Raw genomic sequence first — 23,768 nt, forward strand, 5'->3', positions numbered from 1 at the left:
GCGGTGCATCATGTATTAATGATGTCTGGGCTAATGATACTATTTTAACGACGTTAACTTGTAGGATTCTCTATGACTGATAACAATAGCAACGCCACTCAAAAAGACAAACTGCAATCTCAGCAAAACCAAAATGAAGCATCAAAACAGCGCGCTGACAATGCAAACTTGACTTCTAACAACTCAGCTTCTAGGAGCTCTGCCTCTAATACAAGCGCAAAACCTGCGACTTTGGAACCAGAAATGAAAAAAGTAGACATTGTCATCGCTGGTGTGACCTATCAAATTTATTGCCCTGCAAATGAAGAAGCGGAGCTACGCTCAGCAGTATATTATATCAATGACTTTTTGCTCAATATCAAAAAAGATGCGCCGAACTTAAGTCAAGAAAACTTACTCGTACTATGCTGCTTGAACCTTTATGAAAAAATTCATGCTCATAAAAAATCAGATGACGAGACTGCTCAAGCATCTAAACAAGCTGAAGCACTGCTTAGAAAAATTATGAAAGATGCACAGTCTATTTTGTAAGCTCATAAATGACAGACTACCCTTCTGGCTGATAATGCTTACCAGCATGAAAGTCTGCTTGATGCTCATAATTACAAAAAAATAGTTCTTTATTGGCTACAGTATGCCCATCGCTATCTGTGGCCAAATTAGGCTGGCTTTCGAGGACGCCGCGATATTCAGCCAAGCTGTGCCCACAAAAATCGCAATTGCGCGGTGTGGTCACATCCCCTTCTTTTGGCATCATACTTTTGGGTGCTCGTGGGTACATGAACTTATAAAACCCCCACATTGAGACCCAAATAAGAATGATTATAATAATAGCAGCAGCCACGGTCATGCTCCTTAGATAGATAATTTATATACTATAGGTACGGTATGAAGTGTACTGTAAGTTAAACTATAAGCACAATCTTTGCTCTGTTTGTTTACTGTCATATTAATTGTTACCAAGCGCTTAGCACTTTTTAAAAACGCTTTTTAAAGAGAATAAAAAACTGACTCATTAGGGTCAGTTTTTTATTATTAGTGCACTACTTTGCAAAAACAATTTAAGCGAGCTTAAACCATAAGGTTATAGTTGTAGCTCGCTGATGTCAGCCACGGTTAAGAACAAGGCTCGTACTTGTTTGAGCAAGGCTAAGCGGTTGTTTTTAAGCGCTGCATCGTCACTATTGACCATCACGTTATCAAAGAACTGCGTCAATGGCCCATCTAAGCTGGCGAGCGTTTGCAATATTTGCGTATAATCAGCTTGCTCAAGTAGCGGTTCTACAGCCTCTTGTGCTTGCTGAACAGCTTGATACAGATTCTGTTCGGCCGCTTCGCTCAGTAATGCTTCATCGACATTGTCAGCAACGGTTATTTCTGACTTGGCTAAAATATTAGCCACCCGTTTATTAGAGTCGGCTAACATCGAAGCTTGAGGCAACTCGCTAAACGCTTGTACTGCGCGAATACGCTGATCAAAATCTAGTGGCATATGCGGATTAATCGCTTGTACTGCTTGGATGGTATCGACGCTCACTCCTTGCTCTGTATACATCGCTCGATAACGCGAATTTAAGAACGCCATCACTTGGGTGAAAGTATCACCCATCTTAGTGATTTTGCTGCCATCGCTTGTGCTGTAGCCTTTGATCGCTTGCTCAACCAATGCTACCAAATTAATCGGTAGCTGTTTTTCAATTAAAATCCGCAAGATACCAATAGCAGAGCGACGCAGGCTAAACGGATCTTTTGAACCAGTTGGCGCTTGATCGATTGCAAAGATACCGACGAGCGTATCTAAGCGATCAGCTAGCGCTAAGCAGATACCAATCTGCGTCTGCGGTAATATATCGCCGCTAAATTTAGGTAAATACTGCTCTTGCAGGCTTGTAGCGACGGCTTCTGGCTCATCATTTAAACGCGCATAATAAGTACCAGCGATACCTTGCAATTCAGGATACTCACCAACAAGCGAGCTTGCCAAGTCCGCCTTGGACAACATAGCCGCGCGTACTGTTTCATCAACACTAATATCACGATCTTGCTGTTGCATCAAGGTAGCAATAAAGGCAGCAAGCTTAGCAATACGCTCAGACTTTTCCCAAATCGTACCCAGCTTGTCTTGAAACACACGGGTTTTGAGGCTTTCAGTTAGTGCAAACAATGGCTGCTTTTGATCTTGTAAGAAGAAAAACTCGGCATCAGCCAGACGTGGTCGCACCACTTTCTCATTACCCTCGATGATTTGATTGGGGTCTTTTGACTCGATATTAGTAATAAAAATAAAGTACGGTTGCAACTTACCTGCTTTATCAGTCAAGCAAAAGTACTTTTGATCCGCTTGCATGGTGGAGATTAGCGCTTCTTGTGGCACTTGCAAAAAGCGCGGCTCAAAGCTTGCACGTAATGCAATAGGGTAATCGACCAACGCCGTCACTTCATCAAGCAAGTCTTGCGGCACGATCGCATCAGCATTGACTTCATCCGCCAATGCTTTGACTTGGTTTTTGATCATTGTTTGACGCTTATCAAAATCGGCCACAACTTTTAGGTCAGTAAGGAGCTCCTCATAATCATTGGCGTGAGCAATATTATGATAGTCAGGACTGTGGAAGCGGTGACCGCGGGTTTGATTGCTGGTCTGATGTCCCTGAATCACCGCATCAATGACAGCATCATCTTGCATTAATACTGTCCACTGTACTGGACGCACGAACTCATCACGACTCGCACCTGTACGCATGCGTTTGGCAATTGGCAAATTATCTAGCGCTGCCTGAAAAATAGTAGGCAGTAACTCAGTCGTTGCCTGACCATGAATGGTCTGCTCGTAGCCAACATAATCGCCTTTATCGGTGTTGATAGTGACAAGCTCGCTGGCATTGATGCCTAAGCCTTTGGCAAAGCCCATTGCTGCGCGCGTCGGGTTACCATCAGCGTCAAATGCCGCTTTAATAGCAGGGCCACGCTTTTGTTCCATGCGATCTGGCTGCTTATCGCTAATTCCTTGAATCTGAAGTGCCAAACGACGCGGTGCGGCAAAAGCTTTAATACTATCAAAGCTAATATTAAATTCGTTTAATTGTTCGATGACACTGGCTTGCATGGCATCACGTAGTGGTTTTAGGCTTTTTGGAGGCAGCTCTTCACACCCCAATTCAAATAATATCGTACTCATGGGATGCTCCTATTTATTATTAGTCGTTTGATGATTGTCGTTAGACTGGTTTTTGTCCGCTATTTCAGCTGCCGTCTCAGGCTCTTCTTTTGGCAAATACTTATCAAGCGCCGCTTGACGGTGATCGTCATCTGCCAATGGAAAACCAAGCTTGGCACGCGCTTCGACATAACTAAGAGCCACTTTACGCGCTAGCGTTCGCACACGTAAAATGAAGCGCTGACGTTCAGTAACCGAAATAGCACCGCGTGCATCGAGCAAATTGAAAGCATGTGAGGCTTTTAGCACCATCTCATACGCTGGTAATGGCAAGCCTTCGGCAACCAATTTATCCGCTTGCGCTTCATAAAAATCAAAAAACTCACCCATCTTTGGCACATCAGCGTGCTCAAAGTTATAGGTTGATTGTTCAACTTCGTTTTGATGAAAGACATCGCCATAGGTGACACGGCCAAACTCACCATCTGTCCAAACCAAGTCATAAACACTATCGACGCCTTGTACATACATCGCCAAGCGTTCAAGACCATAAGTAATCTCGCCTGTGACTGGGAAGCATTCAATACCGCCGACTTGCTGAAAATAAGTGAACTGCGTCACCTCCATACCGTTGAGCCAAATCTCCCAACCAAGCCCCCAAGCGCCAAGCGTAGGTGATTCCCAATTATCCTCAACGAAACGCACATCATGCACTAAAGGATCAATACCAATGGCTCTTAATGAGTCTAAATATAACTCTTGGATATTGGGCGGGTTGGGTTTTAGCACTACTTGAAACTGATAGTAATGCTGTAGACGGTTGGGGTTATCGCCGTAACGGCCATCAGTTGGACGACGTGATGGCTGCACATAAGCGGCGTTCCAACGCTCAGGACCAAGTGAGCGCAAAAAAGTCGCCGTATGAAAGGTACCCGCGCCAACTTCCATATCATAAGGTTGCAAGACCACACAGCCTTTGTCAGCCCAATAATTCTGTAAGGTTAAGATTAAATCTTGAAAAGTCATCGGTTGAGAATTCATAAGAAAATCACTATGGAATTAAGAAGGTTAGACCGAACGTAACAAACATCTATGCTAACTGTTCGTGTAGCGCATTTGGCTACATATCTATTTGCCTGCTCACCTTACTAAAAAACGGATATTTTATCCATATTTACCGCAACTAAATTTATCTTGCTAGTAAGTCATATCGAATAATAAAATGGTATCTAGACATTCATAAACGTCATGATCATCAAGTAGCGTAAAACCAGACAACAAAAAAATACCCAGATGAATTAACATCTGGGCAGGAGGAAAGCTGTATGGCTGCTATTGATTTATGCTTAAGGCTTGTGCACTTTATAAGCAACCTTTGTAGCATGTTACTATTATTATTATTCGTTTATTAAGTTTGATAATGCTGTATAACTGACTATAAATTATATTACTGATAAGACTGATTTGAGGCTTTAGGCATAACGACCCATAAGATAACGTAAATTAATATGCCAGGTACTGCTGCACTCAACGTAGAGATTATTACAAATAAAAGGCGTACCCAAGTTGGTGACCAACCTACATACTCTGCAATACCTCCCATCACACCAGCGATCATACGGCTATTTTGTGAACGATGTAATTTTGCTAATTTACCCAAAATCCATACCTCTTCTTTTTTTACTTTCAATTAGCGTTATTATTATAAAATGCGTGAAAATCATGCTTTGAACAATTATTAGAAAACCAAACCGTTATTAACTCAACTTTCAGTAAAAATTCTAATAGTGTTTGTTTGCGCATTTGTTGTTTTTTGACTTGAGATAATTATAGCAATGATTTACTTACCATCTGTTATTCATGTAGGTATGCTTTGTGAATTTATGCTACTTAAACTTACCCTAATATATCGATGACCACCTCTAACTACTTGATTTTAAATAGGTATTTCAAAATGTTTCAGAATAACCTTTGTTACGCTTATCTTTCTCTTATTCTACTGGTAGTTTGCTCTGTTACTTTTGATATAAAAGTATGGTTAGTCAATAATGGATAATTTTATCGTTTGATATAGTGACGTATTGAAATAGACTCACAAAAACCAAGCAGTAGTTTACAATAAGGTACCTGCATCAGAGCGAAAAGCTTTATATAGTCTGTGCTAAGTAAGGCTCTGTGTCATATAATCCATGATAAATAACAGATAAAAATTTGAGCAATAAAACATTTGATAAGTCACTTTTAGAGAACAACTTAGGGAACAATATGTACGATAACGGCTTGATGATTGGACACTTTGAACCGCTACACTTAGGGCAAATGCGTAGTATTTTAGACGCTGCAGGACAAGCAAAATCGTTACACATCATCATTACCGCTCACCCGTCACCGCATCCAGACTTCACTATTACGCTACAAGATAAAGCCCGCTGGCTCCAGATGGCTTGTGCAGATCTGCCGTTTATCCACATTCACACCACTCATGAGATTGAGCTACCACTTCATGATAGCTTTGATGATATCAAGATTGATGTCCCAGCCAGCAATGCTAGACTGCAACGTTTAATCGCTGCGCTCAACTTACCCGCAGAAGCGGTTTTATTCGTCGCGGATAATCATCCATTGGCGCAGAGCGACATTCATGAGCAATTACTGATGACAGTGGTCACTACCCCACTTCAGCCTGAATTTGACTCTTATGCTATCGCTTGTGATCCCATCGCCCATTGGTCAGCGATTCATCCACAAGCACGCGGTGATTACACAAAGACGGTCGCTATCGTTGGCGGTGAAAGCTCAGGGAAGACCACTTTAGTCCATAAGCTTGCTAACTATTATGGGGCGAGTTTTGCGTTAGAGATGGGACGCTTGTACGTAGGGACGGACTTAGGCGGTAGTGAAATTGGTCTACAATACAGTGATTATGGGCCTATTGCGCTTGATCATGCACAGGCCATTCGAGATGCTACTGCTGTAGCAACCGCCCCTGTTACTATTGTTGATACAGATTTTGTGACCACACAAGCATTTTGTGAAGAGTATGAAGGTCGTACTCACCCATTTGTCACTGCCAGTATTGACGAGTTTCGCTTAGACCATACGATCATGCTAGATAACAACACACCATGGGTTGACGATGGCATGCGCTCATTGGGAGACCCTGATGCACGTGGACGTTTTGAGCAGCGTCTTATCGATATATTTGTACGGCATGATATAGCACCATATTTGATCGATGAACCTGACTACGACGCTCGCTATCAGCAAGCGTTACGATTTATCGATCAGTATATTTATGGTAAAAACATACCAAAATCATAGTTTAAAGTTTCATCATAATCCGAAGTTTCGGAGATTCACGAATACCACATTTATAATAATATCATTTTTGTCAGTACCTCCCTGATATATTTTTAGGAAAACAAGTTATGCGCATTCAGCTATTAGATAACATTACTGGAAAATGGTCCATGCAATGGATTGTTATCTGGTTCATTTGCGGTGTGGTTGCACTATCTACAGGCTTTTGGCTCACTACAGAACACACAACCCTTGACATGTTTTATTTGGGAGTCTCTTTTGTCGGCTTGATCTGTGTGGTGTCGCTGTCATTTCGCAAAAACGTCATGGGTAACGGTCTTGGTATGGCGGCGACCGCTGGTGAGGTGGTCGTACAAGCAACGTCTGGTGCAGTGGGCTTGATGCTTGCGCCATTATTTAACTTTTTTACCCATGTTTATGGATTGTTTTATTGGTCCAAGCACACCGACCTCGATGGGGACATGGTACCTAAATCAGCCAGTAAATGGGTTTGGCTTATCACCGCCACCTTTATTGTCATTGGTTTAGCACTATTTCCGACAGTCAACGACATACTAGCAAGCTATGGTTATGCTGTTGTAGAAGATGATAATAGTAAGTTTTTGGGCGTTATTTCTTTTTTTTGGATCAACGTCTTAGCCTTTGTACTGTCTATTACCGCACAGGCTGCTATGGTTCTGCGCTATTCGTTTAACTGGTGGCTGTGGATTATCGTCAACTTCGTTTGGTTAATCGTAAACTTGATGTCTGGCAACTATATTTTTGCTATTCAAACCATGGTTTATCAAGTCAATGCCTTTATCGGCTTGTACGAATGGCATCGTAGCGAGCAAGATGCAGTAGAAGTTTAAAGTTAATAAGAATATTAGATAGTTAAATGGCGAATAACGCTACCAAAACAAGGCCTTATGACTGCATGGTCTAGCTAATAATATGGTAGATTGTCTTAGATAGTGTTAAAACTGATGGTTCAGTAATGACTTAACTACTCGTAAGCACTCAAACACTAACAAGGAGGTTAGTATGTCGCGTATCAATCGTACAGGTATGTCCAAACGTACACTTGAACAATGGCTCAGTGAGTACTCTGTCAGCCACCAAAACTTAGTCAATAAGAAAATTCATTGGCTTTGCGTCCCGACTATCTTTGTCAGCCTTTTAGGGATGGGAATGTCGCTCTCAGTCTGGTTTACTCTGGTACTTAGTGCTTTGGTATTACTATTTTATATGCAACTCTCTACGCCACTATTTATGGCGATGGGAATTTTCATTCTTATTTGTCTGTCAGTGATGAGCTTGCTGCCATGGGGATTTAAGATTTGGGCAGGTATTTTTATTGTCGCTTGGATTGGACAGTTTATCGGTCATAAAATTGAAGGCAAAAAACCATCGTTTTTTGAAGACTTACAGTTTTTATTGATTGGCCCTGCTTGGGTGGCCAACAGCCTTATGGGTGGCAAAAACAGCTAATAACCACCGTTTAACAGCGCAACGCTTTATGTTTAGCGCGCTATGTAGCCACAACTTACGTATTGATAGTTTTTACACCTAAAAAAGCGCCACCCCTTAACTGGATGGCGCTTTTTTTAGCTCTTCATCTTTTATATTACTGAGCCTGGGTATTATTTACCAAATACTTTCATACGCTCTTCTACTGGCTTAAACTCTTTGTCGCCAGCTGGCTGCTCGATCGCACCAAACACCATTTGTGCATTCAACTCCCAGTCATCAGCGATATTCCAAGTATCGGCAACTTGCTGGTCAATTACTGGATTATAATGTTGCAAGTTTGCGCCAACATCGATACTTGCCAATGCCGTCCAAATCACATACTGATGCATGGCGTTGGTTTGGTGTGCCCAAATTGGGAATTTGTCCGCATATAAAGGCGCTGCTTCTTGCATGTTTCTGACCACGCCTTTGTCTTCAAAGAACAATATCGTACCGGCGCCTGCTTTAAAGCCTGCGATTTTATCTTTCGTACCTTGGAACTTCTCATTATCGCCAACTATAACCTTCAAGGTCTCTTCAGTGATATCCCACAGCTTTTGATGATCGTCACCGAATAATACAACGATACGCGTTGATTGTGAGTTAAACGCTGATGGCGTGTGCAAAATAGCATGCTCAACCAGTTTAATGACCTCATCATTAGACACTGGCAGCTTATTGCTTAGTGCATAGATAGAACGACGTTTTTCAGCCAATTGTTGTAGATCTTTTAGGTCTGACATAGATTTTCTCCAAATTATTAATGTGTATTGATTAAAATAAACGCTAGATGAGTATGATTAAAAAGTCATATCTGATAACCATCCACTAGATTAATTTCATTTATTATAAAGAAAACTGGATTAAATCCTTATTTCCTTTTTGTAAAAAAACTTAATTATAAATCTTCTTTAAAAAGATAATTTAACAAATCGTCTTTGTTATCAAATTAGCCTTTAAAGCCTTCAGGTAATTCTGGCGCTACCAACCGCTTCATATCAGAATCAACATCGCCAAAGCGCTCATGACCATTGTTCCAGTCAATAATTGATTGCTCAATCTCTTCTTTATTATCAGCGACGAAGTTCCACCATAGTAGTACTTGATTATTCAAAGGCTCACCGCCGATAAACATCACACGAGTACCCTTTTTAGCGACCAGCTTGATGCTCTCATTGTTAGCGACATCGCTATCGTGGAAGCGTAGTAGCTGATCTTGCGGGCAGACTTTGCCCTCAGACTCAATCTCGCCTTCGGTCACCAAGATCCCATACTCAAAGCCTGGCTCTAGGTTCAGCGTAACTTCACCGTCTTCGACCCAGTACACATCGATACCGACCATTTTTGAGTACTGTACGGTTGGCGCCTCATAGCGCTCCCCTGTGATACTGTTATAGCTACCGGTCGTCAGAATCATCTCAACGCTATCTTCCGTCCACGTTGGTAGCTCTGGATAATGATGGAAACTTGGCTCAATCTCTTGGTCGGTTGGTAGTGCGATCCATAGTTGCACCATGCTTAGCGCACGTGCCGCATCTGGTGAGCCACCCGTATCTGGGAAGACACTTTGCTCAGTATGGCTGATACCGCGATTAAGGCCTGTCCCTGCAGTCATGACATTGACTTGGTTTTTGGTAATAACTTGCTCGTTACCCAAGCTGTCTTTGTGCAGCACTTCGCCATTCAACATCCAGCTAAAAGTTTGCAGATTAGTATGCGGATGACGGCCGACTTGCATGCCTGAGTCATCTTCATCGAATTCGGCAGGGCCTGCATGATCCAAAAAGCACCAAGGACCAATAGGCTCTTTGCCTTTATTTGGTAAAAGACGGGCAATTGGAATACCGCCAACATCTGCCAAACGCGGTTCTAGGGTTTCGATACTCATGGTTCACCTCTTATTATCTATTATGTGACAGTCAATGTAATGAAAATGATACGGCCTGACATACGGTATGTAAAAATAAAAGTAGCGCTAAAACATAGATGTTATAAATATCTCACCACGCTACTTTTAATTATCGTATTTTATAATCTTAACATCTTCTAAATATTATCATTTAAAAAGACGTATCTTATAAGCTCAAAGTGGCTTATAAACTCATCGGTACTTCCATTAGTAGTACTTTAGCGTCTTCTTCTACATCCATTGTGAAGTTCTTAGTATCCCAAACACCAAGGCCATCACGAGTATCCAAAGTGTGACCGTTTACAGTGACCTTACCTTCAAGAACCAATATATAAACACCGTTATTGGCATCGTTTAGCTGATAGGTCTGAGTGACGCCTTTGTCAAAATCGCCCATGCTGAACCAAGCATTTTGATGAATCCACACGCCAGCATCGTCAGGATTAGGTGACAGTACTTGGGTGAACTCATTATGCTGCATGATATCGTCCATGCGTACTTGCTGATAACGAGGCTCTACATTCATTTTGTTTGGAATGACCCAGATCTGTAGAAACTTTACATCTTCTTCATTGTCGCCATTCATCTCACTATGCGTGATACCAGTACCGGCTGACATGACTTGGATTTCACCCGTTTCGATGATGCCGTTGTTACCAATATTATCGCCATGACCAAGCTTACCCGATAATGGAATACTAATGATTTCCATATCACGGTGCGAATGCTTACCAAAACCTTGACCTGCGCTCACATGGTCATCGTTGATTACGCGTAGTGCGCCAAAGCCCATACGTTCTGGATTGTGGTAGTTTGCAAAGCTAAAGGTGTGCTTGCTTTTGAGCCAGCCATGGTTTGCATCACCACGAGAATCTGCTGCATGATAGATAGTTTTCATAATTTATCCTTATTTATTGAGTAGTTAAACATGTCTGAAAATTTATGATTAACGAACTTGTCTAAACAATGGAGCTATTATAATTGTTGTTGGTTGAGAGATAAACAAGGTAAATAGCAAATAACTATTCTTATTTCAAGAACAATATAAAAACCTAAATAGAGTAATATATTCATAACAGAACAATCAGCATAAGCTGTTAATATTATTAATGTTAACTAAATTGTGTTAAATTTATAAAACGTTAAACACATAATATTAACTAATAAGGAAAGCTAAACATGTCTAATGAATTAAACAAACAGCCTCTAGATTATGAGGTCATTGACAATACTGAACAAAAACGTTTTGAGATCCATATTGATGATCAAATTGCATTAGAGGACTACGAGTTTTTTACTACCAGTCAGGGTGAAAAAGGCATCGAGTATAAACATACTGAAGTGCCAGAAGCGCTTGGTGGTCAGGGTATCGCCGGTTACTTAGTGAAATACATCTTAGATGATGCAGCGGCAAAGGGTTTAAGAGTTAAACCGACTTGTCCTTACGTCAAATCCTACATCGACAAGCATCCTGAGTATCAAGACAACTCTGTCTTTCATAACGCTACGCCGTAACTCACATTTTGAACATCAGATTTTAAAGACAAAAAAACGCCATGCTAAAAAGCGTGGCGTTTTTGATTTAACGATAAACTATTTAACCTTTTTCAAAAATCTTTACCTTTGATGGTTTACTCATTGAAGATTAGACTGTCGTAATTGAATAGCCCTACTTTAACAAATAATAAATTAACAGAGCGACTTAACAACACAAAAAGCTCTTAACCAATATTCTGTAAAAATTCTTTATCTTTGGCCAAAAATGATAAATAGAGTACGGGCAGTACAAACAGACCAACGGCCCAATAGCTCAACTTGACATATAGTACAGCGCCTAACAACGCGCCTATTACAAAGCTTATGACCAGTGCTGAGCTATGTCCCAACTTTTTAGCATTTTCAGACGTTCTATTGGATAAGTAGTCCGATAGACCTATCCCTAGTTGCGTCGTATTGCCAGTCATCAGTACCGTTGGACTCATGTGCTTGATGACTGTTTTGCTAGCAGTATTACGAATCGCTAACGCAGTCAAACCCAAACCGCCAGTTATTGCAACGGTAATATCGCCTGCATCGATAAAAGGTTGAAAAGACAAGCCTGCAACCATAAATGCGGTCAAAAACACTGCTTCAGCTAATAATAAATGACTCAGTATCAGCTGCTGTTTTTTGCTTTTATCTATGTATATCTTCGTTACTACTACCGTCAAAATAAACAATGGTACAGACGCAAGCTTAATCCATAGACCATCTTCGCCTTTCACCAGACCGCTACCTGCCAGCACCAAGTTACCAGTGACATGAGCGGTAAAAAACCCAAACAAGGTGATAAAGCCAATAGTATCGATAGCCCCACCAACGACTGTCAGCAACACAGGCGCTTGATAACGTTGCCAAAAGCTTGGCGGCTTATCATCTTGAGCGCCACTCTTATCATTCTTAGAGGCTGTAATGTTAGATTCAGTGTTGTTAGAGGCGCTGTTATGCACCAGTATTTCCAGCAAACACGACAAACTCATCCACAAACTTTTGCAGGAATTTTTGCGTGCGCTCACTGACACTACCATCTTCATTTAGGCTATCAGTCGCATGGCCTAGGTATACTTCAGGGCTAATCATCATTTGAGCCGATAGCATCTGCATGCTTTTGCGTACATCGAGACCGCTAACTCTACCCCCATAAGTGCCTGGTGATGCTGTCACTACTGCTACTTTTTTGCCTTCCCACACACTCTCTTTATAAGGACGAGAGGCGATGTCGATGACGTTTTTTAAAGCAGCAGGCATGGTGCGATTATGCTCTGGTGTGACAATCAACACCGCGTCAGCATTCTTTAACTGCTGACGAACTCGTTCGTAGCTGTCTATGGTTGTATCATCATAATCTTGGTTATAGAGAGGTAAGTCTGCAATATTGACTTCTTCTACCGTGAGACTTTCTGGTATCTGCGACACAATAAATTCAGCAAACTTGCGGTTAATTGATTCTTTACGCAAGCTTCCGATGACTAGGGCTATATTCGTCGATGTGTTCATAATGATGAAGACCTCCTATTTACCGTACGTTAATTGATTTGACAGTGCTTAGCTTTGTGTTGCTTAGTGTAACGTTCTTGTTCTAGGTGCATGACCTTTATCAACTGAATAAGCACCTGGACCATGAGCGAATATCATTAAGAAACCACCAGCCATAGCGATGTTTTTCATAAATGGGTTCATCTGTGATTCATCATTCCAAAATTGATGGAAAAGAAGTGCAGAAACGATGTTGAATCCAACAAACAACAACGATATTAGACGTGCTTTAAAGCCAATCAAGATAGCGATACCGCCCAATAACTCAAGTGCAATCACTAATGGTAGCAAGATACCTGGTACGCCCACCGATTCCATATAGCCTGCTGTCGCTGCATAACCTGTAATCTTACTAAACCCTGAAAAAATAAAAATCATTGATAAAAACAGACGACCGATAGGGGCGCTTATGTCTTGTAATTTATCCATTGCCACTCTCCATAAAAGTGTAAATTAAAATATTTATGAAAATAAATATATTTAAGTATTGTTGATTCAGTTATTTAATGCACTCATTGTAGACATTGACTATACTTAGATAAACAGTAATAATCTCAAATATATGTTCTTTTTATCAGAACAATACCTAGACATTTAACAACTTCTTGCTCACAAAAGAACTTTTATAAGTGAATCATTTACGAAAAACGTCCTATGTAAGATGGTTAAAACCTATTCACTTGTATAGCAGAGTTTAGTTAGGAAAGTATTGAAGACTCTATAAAAAGTACAAAAAAATAACGGAATTACACATCTCTTGATAGTGTTTGGCTTTAAATAAAGTAGTTCTTTGCTAAACTTATTACTTCTATGTATAAGCAGTAATTAATAATATAGTTTCAGATTCAATCAGTTTTATGCTGACGATCAAAGGAAATACTATATTTACTAAACCCCTTACTTACCTATACGTACAAACTTAAATGTAATTAATTTACTTATCTAAAAAGGATTATTTATAATGACTTTAAAATCTATCAAACAAGCGAATCGTGCTATGACTTTTGCAGCCATCAGTGCGCTTGGTATGCTTAGCACTTTGGGTCATGCAGCGACTTACGAGCTTGATCCCAAACATACCGCGGTACGCTTTTATGTCGATCACTTTGGCACTACGACCAACAGCGGCGGCTTTCATAATCTATCGGGTACTCTTGAGTACGCACCTGAAGAGCAGAAAGGCTTTATAGGTATTACTATCCCTATGGGCAGCTTAAGCACAGGCCTCAAAGTCTTTGATGGGCATCTAAAGTCTGCCGATTTTTTCAATGTAAAAGAATATCCAACGGCTTATTTTAAATCTACTGAATGGCAGTTTGATGGCAATAAAGTTAAGGCCGTCAAAGGTGACTTAACCTTACTTGATGAGACCCATCCTGTGACTTTAACAGCCACTAAATTTAACTGCTACGATAGTCCTTTGTTAGAAGCAGAAGCTTGTGGTGGTGATTTTGAAACCACTATCGACAGAACCAAATGGGGTATCGATACCTATACAGACGGCGGTATGATGAAAGATGTCAAGCTGGTCATTCAGGTAGAGGGCAGTAAACAAGCAGATCTTAAGTAAGTAGACCTTAAACAACAATGGCTCGTCCACTTAAGACAATCTGTACTACAATGAAGCTGGGTTTTTTAACCCGGCTTTTTTTATTTTGTGAAAGTGTTTATGAGAGTTTTATGCAGACAATCTCCCTTATAAAGCGATAAGTTAAGATAACAATAGGACAGCTAAAATGGGACAGCTAGAAGATATGGCAATGTTTGTACGCATTGTCGAAGCCGGTAGTATTACTAAAGCCGCTGAGCAATTGGATGTTGCTAAGTCGGCTGTAAGTAGGCGACTAAAAGATTTAGAGTCTCGCTTGGGCAACCAGTTGATAAGTCGGACCACACGGCAGTCTAACTTGACCGAGGCTGGTGAGCATTATTATCGACAGGCGAACAATATCCTCAGTGAAGTTGACGCACTTAATGAGCAGACCAGTGGTGCACCTACACGCATTGAAGGCACGCTCAAAATGACAGCGCCCCTGTCATTTGGGCTTATGCATTTAAATGATGTGATCGATGAGTACGCCAATCAACATCCCAATTTAAGCTTTGATTTAGATTTTTCTGATCGACATGTTGACTTAATTGAAGAGGGTTTTGAGTTAGCCATTCGTATTAGAGAGCTGCAAGACTCTAGCTATCAGGCAAAACGTTTAGCGCTGATTCGTTATGCGCTCTGTGCCAGCCCTGAGTATTTAGAAAAGATGGGAACGCCTGAAACGCTCGAAGACTTAAAAGAACATGAGTTTTTGCAGTATGGCCTTAGTAAAACAAGCAACCTACAGCTGACTGATGCACAAGGAAAAAAGCATAACCATACAATAAACGCAAAAATCAAAGCGACTAATGGTGAGTTCTTAGTAGATTTGGCAGTGAAAGATCACGGTATTATTTTTATACCAACCTTTATCGCTTATCAAAAACTGGCTAAAGGTGAGCTAATACCTATTCTTAAGCAATACCAATTGCCCACACTAAACGCCTATGCGGTATATCCAAAAAACCGCTTTTTATCACAGCGCTGTCGCTATTTGATCGATTTTATTGCAGAGCGTTTTGGTGACGATCCTTATTGGGATGAATTCTAATAAAAAACACAAGCAAGCCTAATTTAATAAGACTCAACAGTTTTCTAAAGTCGCTATAAACCCCAAAACAATGTTGCTAGTATTGTGTCAAGATATCCATCAATCATAAGGAGATGCATTATGGATTTGCAAGCACTAGGTATGAAAGCGATTAATGACTTTGACAATGTACGTCAAAGTCCCCTACCTCAAGAGCGCTTACATGTAGCTCGCAAGCAGGCAAGCGCGTTTAGAGAACGCTTTATAGATGAGCCACCTGTTCAATTTTATCAAAGCGCGGACATGGTCAGAGTACCCTACCCAACGTGGTACGCTTACAGCGGCGTCTATACGCAAAGCACTTATAAATTCCCCTATCTTCATATCTTAAACCGCATTTTTATCATTCAATATTATGACTTTTTAGACGAATTAAAGACCTTGTTATTCTCTCCTTCTGATATCGAAGCGGATCGCGAGACGCCGTTTTTTAAACGCTTAACGGACAAGATGCCCAACTGGTCGCCTCTTGAAAGCGTGGTTGCTCCCATCATCCGTGATGTGACTGGCGCATTAGCCGAAGTCGGTTTAGCTCCAGAAGATGTCGATTACATCAGCTACGATCATCTACATACCCAAGATATACGCCGCTGGCTAGGCACCAAAGATAACGTCGCCTACTTCCCTAATGCCAAGATTTTGGTGCATGAACAAGAATGGCTAAGCACCACTGCTTTGCTACCAGTACAAGCAGATTGGTATTGCCCCAACGGTATCGAAGGCGTCGACCCTAATAAAGTCATTAAGTTTACTGGTAGCATCAAATTGGGCGAAGGCTTGGCACTAGTACATACCCCAGGCCATACCGAGGGTAACCATTCGCTAGTCGCACGTGTGCTCGATGGGATAAGAGTCACCTCAGAGAATGGCGTGGGCGCAGATGCTTATGCGCCAATGAATTCAAAAGTGAATGCCATCCGCCGTTATGCTCAGCAGACAGGCATGGAGGTGATCCTAAACGGCAACACGCTAGAAGGCAGTAATGATCAATATATCTCAATGGTCGTCGAAAAAACCATCGCCGGTCCCTCTAAAAACCCTAACTTTCCTAACTGTGCCTCAAGCAGTGAAGCGACCCCTTACTGGCTTATCCCTGGTCATAAAGTCAGTCATCTCATCGGTGAAGCAAAATTTGGAACCTTACATAAAAAATCGAAAAAAAGTCGCTCAACGCAGACAACTGCCACCAGAAATAGCTCCTTGCAAAAGGAAAGTGCCTAATGGGTTATTTTACCAATAAGACGGTTTATATCACTGGCGCGGCATCTGGTATCGGACTTGAAACTGCCAAGCAACTGATTAACCAAGGTTCCAATTTAGTACTTTTTGATGTACAACCGCTCGATGAGGTACTACCAACCTTACAAGCTATGAATAAAAATGACGCTTCGATTGCAACCTATCAGTTGGATGTGACCGATGCGGATATGACCACTAAGCAAATCGCTACAGCTGCCGAAAGCTTATCACCAGATATTTTAATGCATTTCGTGGGGATTACAGGGCCTTGGACTTTTGATGATATGAGCCAAGAGCAGTTTGAACGGGTGATAAATATCAACCTGTTTGGTACGCGCAACGTTCTGGCTGCCGTACGTCCGTTTTTGTCACGTGGCAAGCAAGTCATGGTTACCGCTTCTATGTCATCTTTCACTGGCAGTTATGGCTACAGCTCTTATAGCGCGTCGAAGTTTGCTATTTGGGGCATGGTGCAGTCGATAAGCTTTGAATGGAAGCCATTGGGTATCGATATCACTGTCTTTGCGCCGCCGCCGATAGATACACCATTGACGCAATCTGAAGTCGGCGTCATGTCGCAAGCTGGCGTCGGTATGAAAAAGCTAGCAGGTGAGCTAAAGATTGAGAGAGCGGTTAAATCCATGTTAAAAGGTGTGGAAAACCGAGAGTTCCTAGTCGTACCAGGCGTAATGGCAAACTTAATAAGATTACAGCTGCGCTTCTTCCCAGTGAAATGGGTGAATTGGATAGGTAATAAGACCGTGGCATTGTCTATGAAAAGGTAATTTGCTCATCAACTTGTAGATATAAGCCAAGCATATTGCTTGGCTTTTTTATGGCTAATAACACCTTTCACTATCGCATCTACATAATTCCCACCGAACTAAGACAGTAACGGATGGTAGATGTTTTTTCGATACTCTACTCTATCTAATCATCAAAACAGTCTTGCAAAGTATAATAAGCGCATACTACCTAAAATAGGATAATAACAATGACGGATTTAACAATAAAAAATGCCAGACTAATGGATTATCAGTACCCTGTCGATATTCACATAAAAGATGGACATATTGCTAATATAGACGTTGTAGAAGACTATATCACTGATAACGAATCGGACAAAAAGTCTAAAACTTCCAAAAACGTTTACGATGCTAAAGGCAACTTTGTGTGCTCAGGGTTTTTTGAGAGTCACATTCATCTTGATAAAGCCTGCATTTTAGATCGGTGTAGCGTACAAGAAGGCACACTTAAGGAAGCGGTTGAAGAGACAGGTAAAGCTAAAGAAGATTTTACCGAACAAGACGTATTTGAGCGCGCCTCAAGAGTTATTGAGATGGCAATAAAAAAAGGCACAGTAGGTCTACGTACCTTTGTAGAGACTGATGAGAAGACAGAATTACGTAGCTTTGAGGCGATAAAAAGAGCGCAAGATAGGTACGCTTTTGCTATCGATATTGAGATCTGCGCGTTTGCTCAGTCGGGCCTAACCACTAAACCCAAAACTCATGAGCTGTTGCAACAGGCGCTTGAGCAAGGCGCTGATCTAATAGGGGGCTGCCCGTATAAGGATGAAAATCCAGACCAGCACATCGAGATGATATTTGACATTGCTGAGCAGTTTGATGTCAATGTCGACTTTCATTTAGATTTTGATTTAGATCCACAAGGTTCAAGCATTCCAAAAGTAGCAGAAGAGACTATTAAGCGTGGCTATCAAGGCCGCGTCTCTATCGGTCACGTTACCAAACTGTCAGCTATGGATAAAATGAAGCGCGGTGAGATGGCAGGATTGCTCAAACAAGCAGACATCACCTTGATTGTACTACCAGCTACTGATATCTATATCAACGGTAGCAACTATGAAGCCCTGATACCTAGAGGCACAGTCAATGCGAATCAATTTGCAGCGTTGGGACTTAATACAACAATCTCTAGCAATAATATTTTGAACGCCTTTACGCCTTATGGTGATGCGTCATTAATCAGAATGGCTAACATGTATGCCAATATTGCACAACTATCTACGGATGATGAGCTTACCGATACCTTTGATATGATTACCAAAAATGCTGCTAAATTATTAGCGGTTAAGAGCGATATCATCGTTGGTGCGCCGGCAACGCTCATCGTATTAGAAGCCAAGAGTGCCGTAGAAGCGATCCGCACCAATGCACAAGCGCTCGCGGGTTTTAAAAATGGCAAGCAGACTTTTTGCAATGAAGCGGCTTATATTTGCTTTGAATAAACATGCTTAAGTCTTTGTACTGATGGAAATACTTAAATCTCTACTATAATGTATCAACGTTAGAATAAAAAAAGCATCATCTAGTCAAAAGTCAGATGATGCTTTTATTTTAATACTTTGATTTTGCAGTAATCGCGCAAATCTTAATCCAAGGTTTGTACACCACCACCATTTACAAAGATAGTTTGACCACTGACCCAAGTCGATATAGGCGCAGCAAAATACAACATAGCACCGGCGATATCATCGGCTTCACCTAGGCGTTTAATAGGCGTATTTGCGAGCATTTTCTTCTCAATCTCAGGTGTCAATACACTCTCTAACGCAGCCGTGCGCGTCGCGCCAGGACCAACTGCGTTAATACGTACTTCAGGGCCAAAATCATGTGCCAAGTTTGCCACCATATGATTGACAGCGGCTTTTGATCCTGCATAACCACTCATATTTGGGCTTTTATTCACACTCGACATGGAAGTGGTAAACACAATGGAACCATAACCTGACTCTTTCATGTATGGCACGCACAACTGACACAGACGCCAGCCACTAAAAACGTTTAGCTCAAAGTCGCGGCGGATATCATCTACTGAGATTTTAGTAGGATCTTCTTTACCACCGCCGCCACCGCCAGCGTTATTGATTAAGATGTTAACCGCTCCAAACTCTGTCACTACTTGATCAACCATAGCGACTAAATCATCATCTTTTAGGATATTGCACTCGACCGCTAAACCTTTGACCCCTAGTGCTTCAATATCTTTAATAGCAGCTTTAGCATCTTCTAACTTTAGATCAGCAATAGCGATATTAGCGCCCGCCTCTGCTAAGCGCATTGCGGTTGCTTTACCAATACCATTTGCGCCGCCTGTGACGATAGCCACTTTACCTGACAAATCAAATAGTTCATTAAATGCTTTATGTTGAAATTTCTGCATACTTATCCCTTATAATTATTATTTATATAATTGTTAGATGGTTATCTATGATTTGATTGTCACTCTTGTTCGAATGACAGTAATAAGTATGCGCCTATTAATTTGACTTAATGTGACAGATTGACCGTCTTTTGTAACGATTATCTATAAGTTAATTTTGTTTAGATAAATGATATAAATTTGGAACTATAAGATAAAAAAATCAAAAAACTAAATAATAAAAATTTTACACATAAAAAAAGCCTCACTATAAAGTGAGGCTTTAGTGCTCTTAAAGAGCCATATTTGGAGCGGGATAAGAGATTCGAACTCTCGACCCCAACCTTGGCAAGGTTATGCTCTACCACTGAGCTAATCCCGCTAAATATCAAACCATACCGTTATTAATAACGACTACGTCTTGATAGGCTGGCTATTTTAGCAAAAATCCTGAGCGTGTCAATATATTTTTTAAAGTTTATGAGTAATATTATTAAATCCAGTACTAGATAACGTTAAGCATCCATATAACCTATTGATATAGCAAAATTTTTCATTAACTCACAATAAAAAATAATAAGACCATCCATCATCGCCTTAGTTACAGGGATACTTTATTTTGTTACTTTTTCCACCTTTGTTTTTCATTATTAACATTATTATACTTATGTTTAACAAAAGTTCGGGTAAAATTTATTGGTAGCGTAGGTAAGCTGACAAACAATATGAAAATTTAAATAATAGTCTGTTTATTTACTAGATTAGCTTTGATCAACTTTTTACTATTTATAATGAGGATATTTATTATGAGAAAAATGCTTACCACCACAGTGATGGCAGCTTCGTTATCGGCACTCACTTTAACAGGTTGTACGAGCACAACCAATAGCGGTGCCGTTGGTGTTGATCGTCAACAGTTCTTATTGGTTTCTAGTGAACAGGTACAACAGCTATCAGCTCAGAGTTATAATAAAAACCTACAAGAAGCTCGCAAGCGCGGTCTGCTCGACACTAACAAGGCACAACTGAATCGCCTAAAAAACATCTCTAATCGTTTAATTGGTCAAGTTGGTACATATCGTCCAGACGCTGCTAAATGGCAATGGGAAGTACATACGATAAAGTCTGATCAGCTTAACGCCTTTGTTATGCCAGGCGGTAAAATCATGTTCTATTCAGGTATTATCGATCGCCTGAATTTAACTGATGATGAGATCGCTGCAATTATGGGTCATGAGATGTCTCATGCACTTCGTGAGCATTCTCGCGAGCGCCTCTCACGTGAGTATGCAACTCAAACAGGCATCGGTGTCGCCGCGAGCATCTTTGGTCTATCGCAAGGACAGGCCGAGCTTGCAAACGTCGCTGGTGATCTCGGTCTGAGTCGTCCGCATAGCCGCACTCAAGAAGCAGAAGCTGATCAAATCGGTTTAGAGCTAATGGCACGCGCAGGCTACAACCCACAAGCTGCGATTACCTTATGGCAAAAAATGCAACGTGCCAGCCAAGGCGAGCCACCGCAATTTTTGAGCACTCACCCAACCAGTAGCAATCGCATTGCACAATTGCAATCATTGATGCCCAAAGTCATGCCACTCTACCAAAGAACACGTCGTTAATTGTGTATTTTTGGATGGGGTATAAAGCAGAGTACAAACCATGGTTTGCACTCTGCTTTTTTACTGCTGTCGTTACAAGCTTAATGTCTATTGAATGACAAAGTATCATTGGTAGTGTCTGCTATAATAGCGATCATAAATCACCGAAAGGTGCTAATACGTAATAGACGTTGACACGATATAAAAAAGGACTGCTATGAGTACTACCCCTACCGCTGATGCGCTAAATGCTGAGCTAAAATCATTACAACCGCAGTATATTGAGCTAATCAATGAATCAATGAACCACGCTGGTTATTTTGAAGGCAAAGAAAGCCATTTTAAACTTACCATCGTAAGCGATGCTTTTGAGAGTAAGCGTTTGGTTGCTCGTCATCAACTGGTTTATGGTCTAGTCGCGCCCCTACTTACTTCTCAAGGCGGCTCGGTGCATGCACTGGCTATTCATGCCTATACGCCAACAGAATGGCAAGGTCAAAGTCCAGACAGCCCATTGTGTGCTGGACAAAACAAATAATAAACCCTACTTGAACAATCATCAGACACAAATAATAAGTCTAATTGCCGTAACCTTAGAGGAGACGATACTCAATGAAACACTTGCATATGCTAATGGCAGTATTGGTAATTGTATTGTTCTTATATCAAAGCTATCTAGTATTAAGTGCCAACAGACGCGCGCCAAAGATGGTAAAAGTAGCCAATCATATTGTTTATGCTTTAGTTATTTTCTCAGGGGCTTTAATGTTGATGCAATTAATGAGTGCAAACGCCCCTATACAATGGGTATTTGCCAAAATTATTTTACTTGTTGCTGCCATCAGTGCAAGCATAAAAGCCTTTCACAATCATGCAACACCTATTCAAAGAAAGACAGGGATTTTAATTTCAGCGATTGCGTATATCGGTATTGTAATACTTGCATTCACAAAACCTGCAAACTTGTTTTGATATTGAAGTAATATTAATTTAATACACAATATTTACGTATAAATGAGCCTATAAAAGATCATTTAATAATCAGCGTACTTTAAATGTTAGTGATTGAAAGTATGTTCATTAAGAGTACAATAATAGCAATTACAACAACTTAGCCTTATGGAGCCATTATGAACATTCTTACCGCCGCAACCCTAGTGGCAACAGTTGGCGCTTTTGGTCTTGTTGGCTGCGCCTCAACTGGTAATATTACCCCGCAATATGTGCCACCAAGTACCTATCAAAATTATGACTGCCAAGCACTTAGTCAAGAATATAACCGTATAAACCGTTACGTTGAATCGGCTCGTAATCAGCAATCAACGTTGTCTGCTTCAGGGGTAGGTGTTGGTGTCTCTGCTGGGCGCTGGGGTATCTCGCCTAATATCAGCTTTGGTGTAGGTAAAAGCAACAATACCAAAGCCCGCGATGCTAAACTTTCACGGCTCTACGGCGAACGTGATGCGATAGTCCAATCTGCTCGTATCCAGCGCTGTAGCTTCGTCAATGGCATCAAAATTTATGGCGAATAAGTTAAAATAATTTGCATACAGTACTGATAAAATACTGTCTTTAAGTCACTAAAAAAAGCCAATACGCCATCAACGTATTGGCTTTTTTGGTTTGCAAAAAACAAATTTAAACCAGTTGTTATGTTTGTAAGCTTTGTACCCATTGGGCGATCTGCTGGCTTGGCAGCGCGCCCGACTGTCGCGCGATCTCTTTGCCGCCTCTAAAAGCCACCATCGTCGGTAAGCTACGAATATTATAGGGCGCGGCAGCTTGCTCATATTTGTCCGTTTGGACTTTAGCAAAGACTACTTGTGGCAGCTGATTGGCAGCCGCTTTAAACTGCGGTGCCATCATAATACAAGGCTGACACCAACTCGCCCAAAAATCAACGATAGTCAGCACATCATTTTTTTGAATGACTTTACTAGCCGTTTGTGCGTTTAGCTCATGTGGGCTGCCAGTTAATAATGGTTGACTGCATTTACCACAATTTGGTGCAGCACTAAGCCGTGCGGCTGGCACGCGATTGGTCACTTGACAATGTGGACAGACAAGATGGCAATTTTGCTCATTCATTATAGAACTCCTATACAAATACAAATAGCAAAGACAATTATTGA

Annotated in this window: 26 protein-coding genes and 1 tRNA gene; 14 read left to right on the top strand and 13 right to left on the bottom strand. The window is 41.0% G+C overall.

Features of this window, described 5'->3' with window-relative positions:
- Window positions 1-72 precede the first annotated feature (72 nt).
- Window positions 73-531: a cell division protein ZapA gene (locus ACS8FC_RS02350; protein WP_439295753.1), complete on the top strand. Its 459-nt coding sequence runs from the start codon at window positions 73-75 to the stop codon at window positions 529-531.
- 16 nt (window positions 532-547) lie between these two features.
- Here ACS8FC_RS02350 and ACS8FC_RS02355 read toward each other — a convergent pair whose 3' ends face one another.
- From ACS8FC_RS02355 to ACS8FC_RS02370, 4 genes are all read right to left on the bottom strand, one after another.
- A complete protein-coding gene (locus ACS8FC_RS02355; RefSeq protein ID WP_439262142.1) occupies window positions 548-802 on the bottom strand; it encodes a hypothetical protein in 255 nt (84 codons plus the stop codon).
- 282 nt (window positions 803-1,084) lie between these two features.
- Window positions 1,085-3,178: a glycine--tRNA ligase subunit beta gene (gene glyS / locus ACS8FC_RS02360; RefSeq protein ID WP_439295754.1), complete on the bottom strand. Its 2,094-nt coding sequence runs from the start codon at window positions 3,176-3,178 to the stop codon at window positions 1,085-1,087.
- Between the two features lie 9 nt (window positions 3,179-3,187).
- Window positions 3,188-4,183 carry a glycine--tRNA ligase subunit alpha gene (gene glyQ, locus ACS8FC_RS02365; protein ID WP_439295810.1) on the bottom strand — a complete coding sequence of 332 codons (996 nt, stop codon included), beginning with the start codon at window positions 4,181-4,183 and terminating at the stop codon, window positions 3,188-3,190.
- Window positions 4,184-4,604: 421 nt separating this feature from the next.
- Window positions 4,605-4,817, bottom strand: a complete 213-nt coding sequence (locus tag ACS8FC_RS02370; protein WP_439295755.1) for a PspC domain-containing protein — start codon at window positions 4,815-4,817, stop codon at window positions 4,605-4,607.
- Between the two features lie 605 nt (window positions 4,818-5,422).
- On the opposite strand from ACS8FC_RS02370, the gene nadR reads away from it, so the two are divergent.
- From nadR to ACS8FC_RS02385, 3 genes are all read left to right on the top strand, one after another.
- Window positions 5,423-6,478, top strand: a complete 1,056-nt coding sequence (gene nadR / locus ACS8FC_RS02375) for a multifunctional transcriptional regulator/nicotinamide-nucleotide adenylyltransferase/ribosylnicotinamide kinase NadR (protein ID WP_439295756.1) — start codon at window positions 5,423-5,425, stop codon at window positions 6,476-6,478.
- A gap of 107 nt (window positions 6,479-6,585) precedes the next feature.
- A complete protein-coding gene (gene pnuC, locus ACS8FC_RS02380; RefSeq protein WP_439261939.1) occupies window positions 6,586-7,329 on the top strand; it encodes a nicotinamide riboside transporter PnuC in 744 nt (247 codons plus the stop codon).
- Window positions 7,330-7,501: 172 nt separating this feature from the next.
- A complete protein-coding gene (locus ACS8FC_RS02385) occupies window positions 7,502-7,948 on the top strand; it encodes an Mpo1 family 2-hydroxy fatty acid dioxygenase (protein ID WP_439261940.1) in 447 nt (148 codons plus the stop codon).
- A 152-nt stretch (window positions 7,949-8,100) separates the two neighbouring features.
- On the opposite strand, the gene ACS8FC_RS02390 is transcribed toward ACS8FC_RS02385, so the two are convergent.
- The 3 genes from ACS8FC_RS02390 to ACS8FC_RS02400 form a co-directional block, all read right to left on the bottom strand.
- Window positions 8,101-8,712, bottom strand: coding sequence for a nitroreductase family protein (locus ACS8FC_RS02390; protein WP_439295757.1), 612 nt, complete (start codon window positions 8,710-8,712; stop codon window positions 8,101-8,103).
- A 206-nt stretch (window positions 8,713-8,918) separates the two neighbouring features.
- A complete protein-coding gene (locus tag ACS8FC_RS02395; protein ID WP_439295758.1) occupies window positions 8,919-9,857 on the bottom strand; it encodes a pirin family protein in 939 nt (312 codons plus the stop codon).
- A 205-nt stretch (window positions 9,858-10,062) separates the two neighbouring features.
- Window positions 10,063-10,776: a pirin family protein gene (locus tag ACS8FC_RS02400; RefSeq protein ID WP_439261946.1), complete on the bottom strand. Its 714-nt coding sequence runs from the start codon at window positions 10,774-10,776 to the stop codon at window positions 10,063-10,065.
- A 281-nt stretch (window positions 10,777-11,057) separates the two neighbouring features.
- Between ACS8FC_RS02400 and ACS8FC_RS02405 the strand changes: the two genes are divergently transcribed.
- Window positions 11,058-11,393 carry a GNAT family N-acetyltransferase gene (locus ACS8FC_RS02405; protein WP_439295759.1) on the top strand — a complete coding sequence of 112 codons (336 nt, stop codon included), beginning with the start codon at window positions 11,058-11,060 and terminating at the stop codon, window positions 11,391-11,393.
- Between the two features lie 206 nt (window positions 11,394-11,599).
- Here the strand turns inward: ACS8FC_RS02405 and ACS8FC_RS02410 are convergent, their stop codons facing one another.
- From ACS8FC_RS02410 to ACS8FC_RS02420, 3 genes are all read right to left on the bottom strand, one after another.
- Window positions 11,600-12,397 (bottom strand): YoaK family protein, encoded by a 798-nt coding sequence (locus tag ACS8FC_RS02410; protein ID WP_439295760.1) that lies wholly within the window; start codon window positions 12,395-12,397, stop codon window positions 11,600-11,602.
- Complete coding sequence (locus ACS8FC_RS02415) at window positions 12,360-12,914, bottom strand: NADPH-dependent FMN reductase (protein WP_439295761.1); 555 nt, start codon at window positions 12,912-12,914, stop codon at window positions 12,360-12,362. The genes ACS8FC_RS02410 and ACS8FC_RS02415 overlap by 38 nt, the downstream gene beginning before the upstream one ends.
- A 63-nt stretch (window positions 12,915-12,977) precedes the next feature.
- Window positions 12,978-13,382: a DoxX family protein gene (locus ACS8FC_RS02420; protein ID WP_439295762.1), complete on the bottom strand. Its 405-nt coding sequence runs from the start codon at window positions 13,380-13,382 to the stop codon at window positions 12,978-12,980.
- 532 nt (window positions 13,383-13,914) lie between these two features.
- On the opposite strand from ACS8FC_RS02420, the gene ACS8FC_RS02425 reads away from it, so the two are divergent.
- The 5 genes from ACS8FC_RS02425 to ACS8FC_RS02445 all read left to right on the top strand — a co-directional run bounded on the left by ACS8FC_RS02425 (window position 13,915) and on the right by ACS8FC_RS02445 (window position 19,124).
- On the top strand, window positions 13,915-14,523 hold the full coding sequence (locus ACS8FC_RS02425) for a YceI family protein (protein ID WP_439295763.1): 609 nt from the start codon (window positions 13,915-13,917) through the stop codon (window positions 14,521-14,523).
- Window positions 14,524-14,689: 166 nt separating this feature from the next.
- Window positions 14,690-15,595 carry a LysR family transcriptional regulator gene (locus tag ACS8FC_RS02430; protein ID WP_439295764.1) on the top strand — a complete coding sequence of 302 codons (906 nt, stop codon included), beginning with the start codon at window positions 14,690-14,692 and terminating at the stop codon, window positions 15,593-15,595.
- 120 nt (window positions 15,596-15,715) lie between these two features.
- Complete coding sequence (locus tag ACS8FC_RS02435; RefSeq protein ID WP_439295765.1) at window positions 15,716-16,855, top strand: MBL fold metallo-hydrolase; 1,140 nt, start codon at window positions 15,716-15,718, stop codon at window positions 16,853-16,855.
- Window positions 16,855-17,658 (top strand): SDR family NAD(P)-dependent oxidoreductase, encoded by an 804-nt coding sequence (locus ACS8FC_RS02440; RefSeq protein WP_439295766.1) that lies wholly within the window; start codon window positions 16,855-16,857, stop codon window positions 17,656-17,658. The genes ACS8FC_RS02435 and ACS8FC_RS02440 overlap by 1 nt, the downstream gene beginning before the upstream one ends.
- A 209-nt stretch (window positions 17,659-17,867) precedes the next feature.
- Window positions 17,868-19,124, top strand: coding sequence for an amidohydrolase family protein (locus ACS8FC_RS02445; RefSeq protein ID WP_439295767.1), 1,257 nt, complete (start codon window positions 17,868-17,870; stop codon window positions 19,122-19,124).
- Window positions 19,125-19,267: 143 nt separating this feature from the next.
- On the opposite strand, the gene ACS8FC_RS02450 is transcribed toward ACS8FC_RS02445, so the two are convergent.
- Together ACS8FC_RS02450 and ACS8FC_RS02455 are read right to left on the bottom strand one after the other, a co-directional pair.
- Window positions 19,268-20,059, bottom strand: coding sequence for a glucose 1-dehydrogenase (locus tag ACS8FC_RS02450; protein ID WP_439295768.1), 792 nt, complete (start codon window positions 20,057-20,059; stop codon window positions 19,268-19,270).
- Between the two features lie 286 nt (window positions 20,060-20,345).
- Window positions 20,346-20,420 (bottom strand) — tRNA-Gly (locus tag ACS8FC_RS02455).
- 424 nt (window positions 20,421-20,844) lie between these two features.
- Between ACS8FC_RS02455 and ACS8FC_RS02460 the strand changes: the two genes are divergently transcribed.
- From ACS8FC_RS02460 to ACS8FC_RS02475, 4 genes are all read left to right on the top strand, one after another.
- Entirely contained in the window at window positions 20,845-21,657 is an 813-nt protein-coding gene (locus ACS8FC_RS02460; RefSeq protein WP_439261965.1) for a M48 family metallopeptidase, read from the top strand.
- A 196-nt stretch (window positions 21,658-21,853) separates the two neighbouring features.
- On the top strand, window positions 21,854-22,174 hold the full coding sequence (locus ACS8FC_RS02465; protein ID WP_439295769.1) for a BolA family protein: 321 nt from the start codon (window positions 21,854-21,856) through the stop codon (window positions 22,172-22,174).
- Window positions 22,175-22,248: 74 nt separating this feature from the next.
- Window positions 22,249-22,608, top strand: a complete 360-nt coding sequence (locus tag ACS8FC_RS02470) for a SirB2 family protein (protein WP_439295770.1) — start codon at window positions 22,249-22,251, stop codon at window positions 22,606-22,608.
- Window positions 22,609-22,766: 158 nt separating this feature from the next.
- Window positions 22,767-23,168, top strand: a complete 402-nt coding sequence (locus ACS8FC_RS02475) for a hypothetical protein (RefSeq protein ID WP_439261970.1) — start codon at window positions 22,767-22,769, stop codon at window positions 23,166-23,168.
- A 118-nt stretch (window positions 23,169-23,286) separates the two neighbouring features.
- Here ACS8FC_RS02475 and trxA read toward each other — a convergent pair whose 3' ends face one another.
- Window positions 23,287-23,724, bottom strand: a complete 438-nt coding sequence (gene trxA, locus ACS8FC_RS02480) for a thioredoxin (RefSeq protein ID WP_439295771.1) — start codon at window positions 23,722-23,724, stop codon at window positions 23,287-23,289.
- Window positions 23,725-23,768 lie beyond the last annotated feature (44 nt).

This window comes from Psychrobacter sp. 1Y4 (assembly GCF_051847555.1).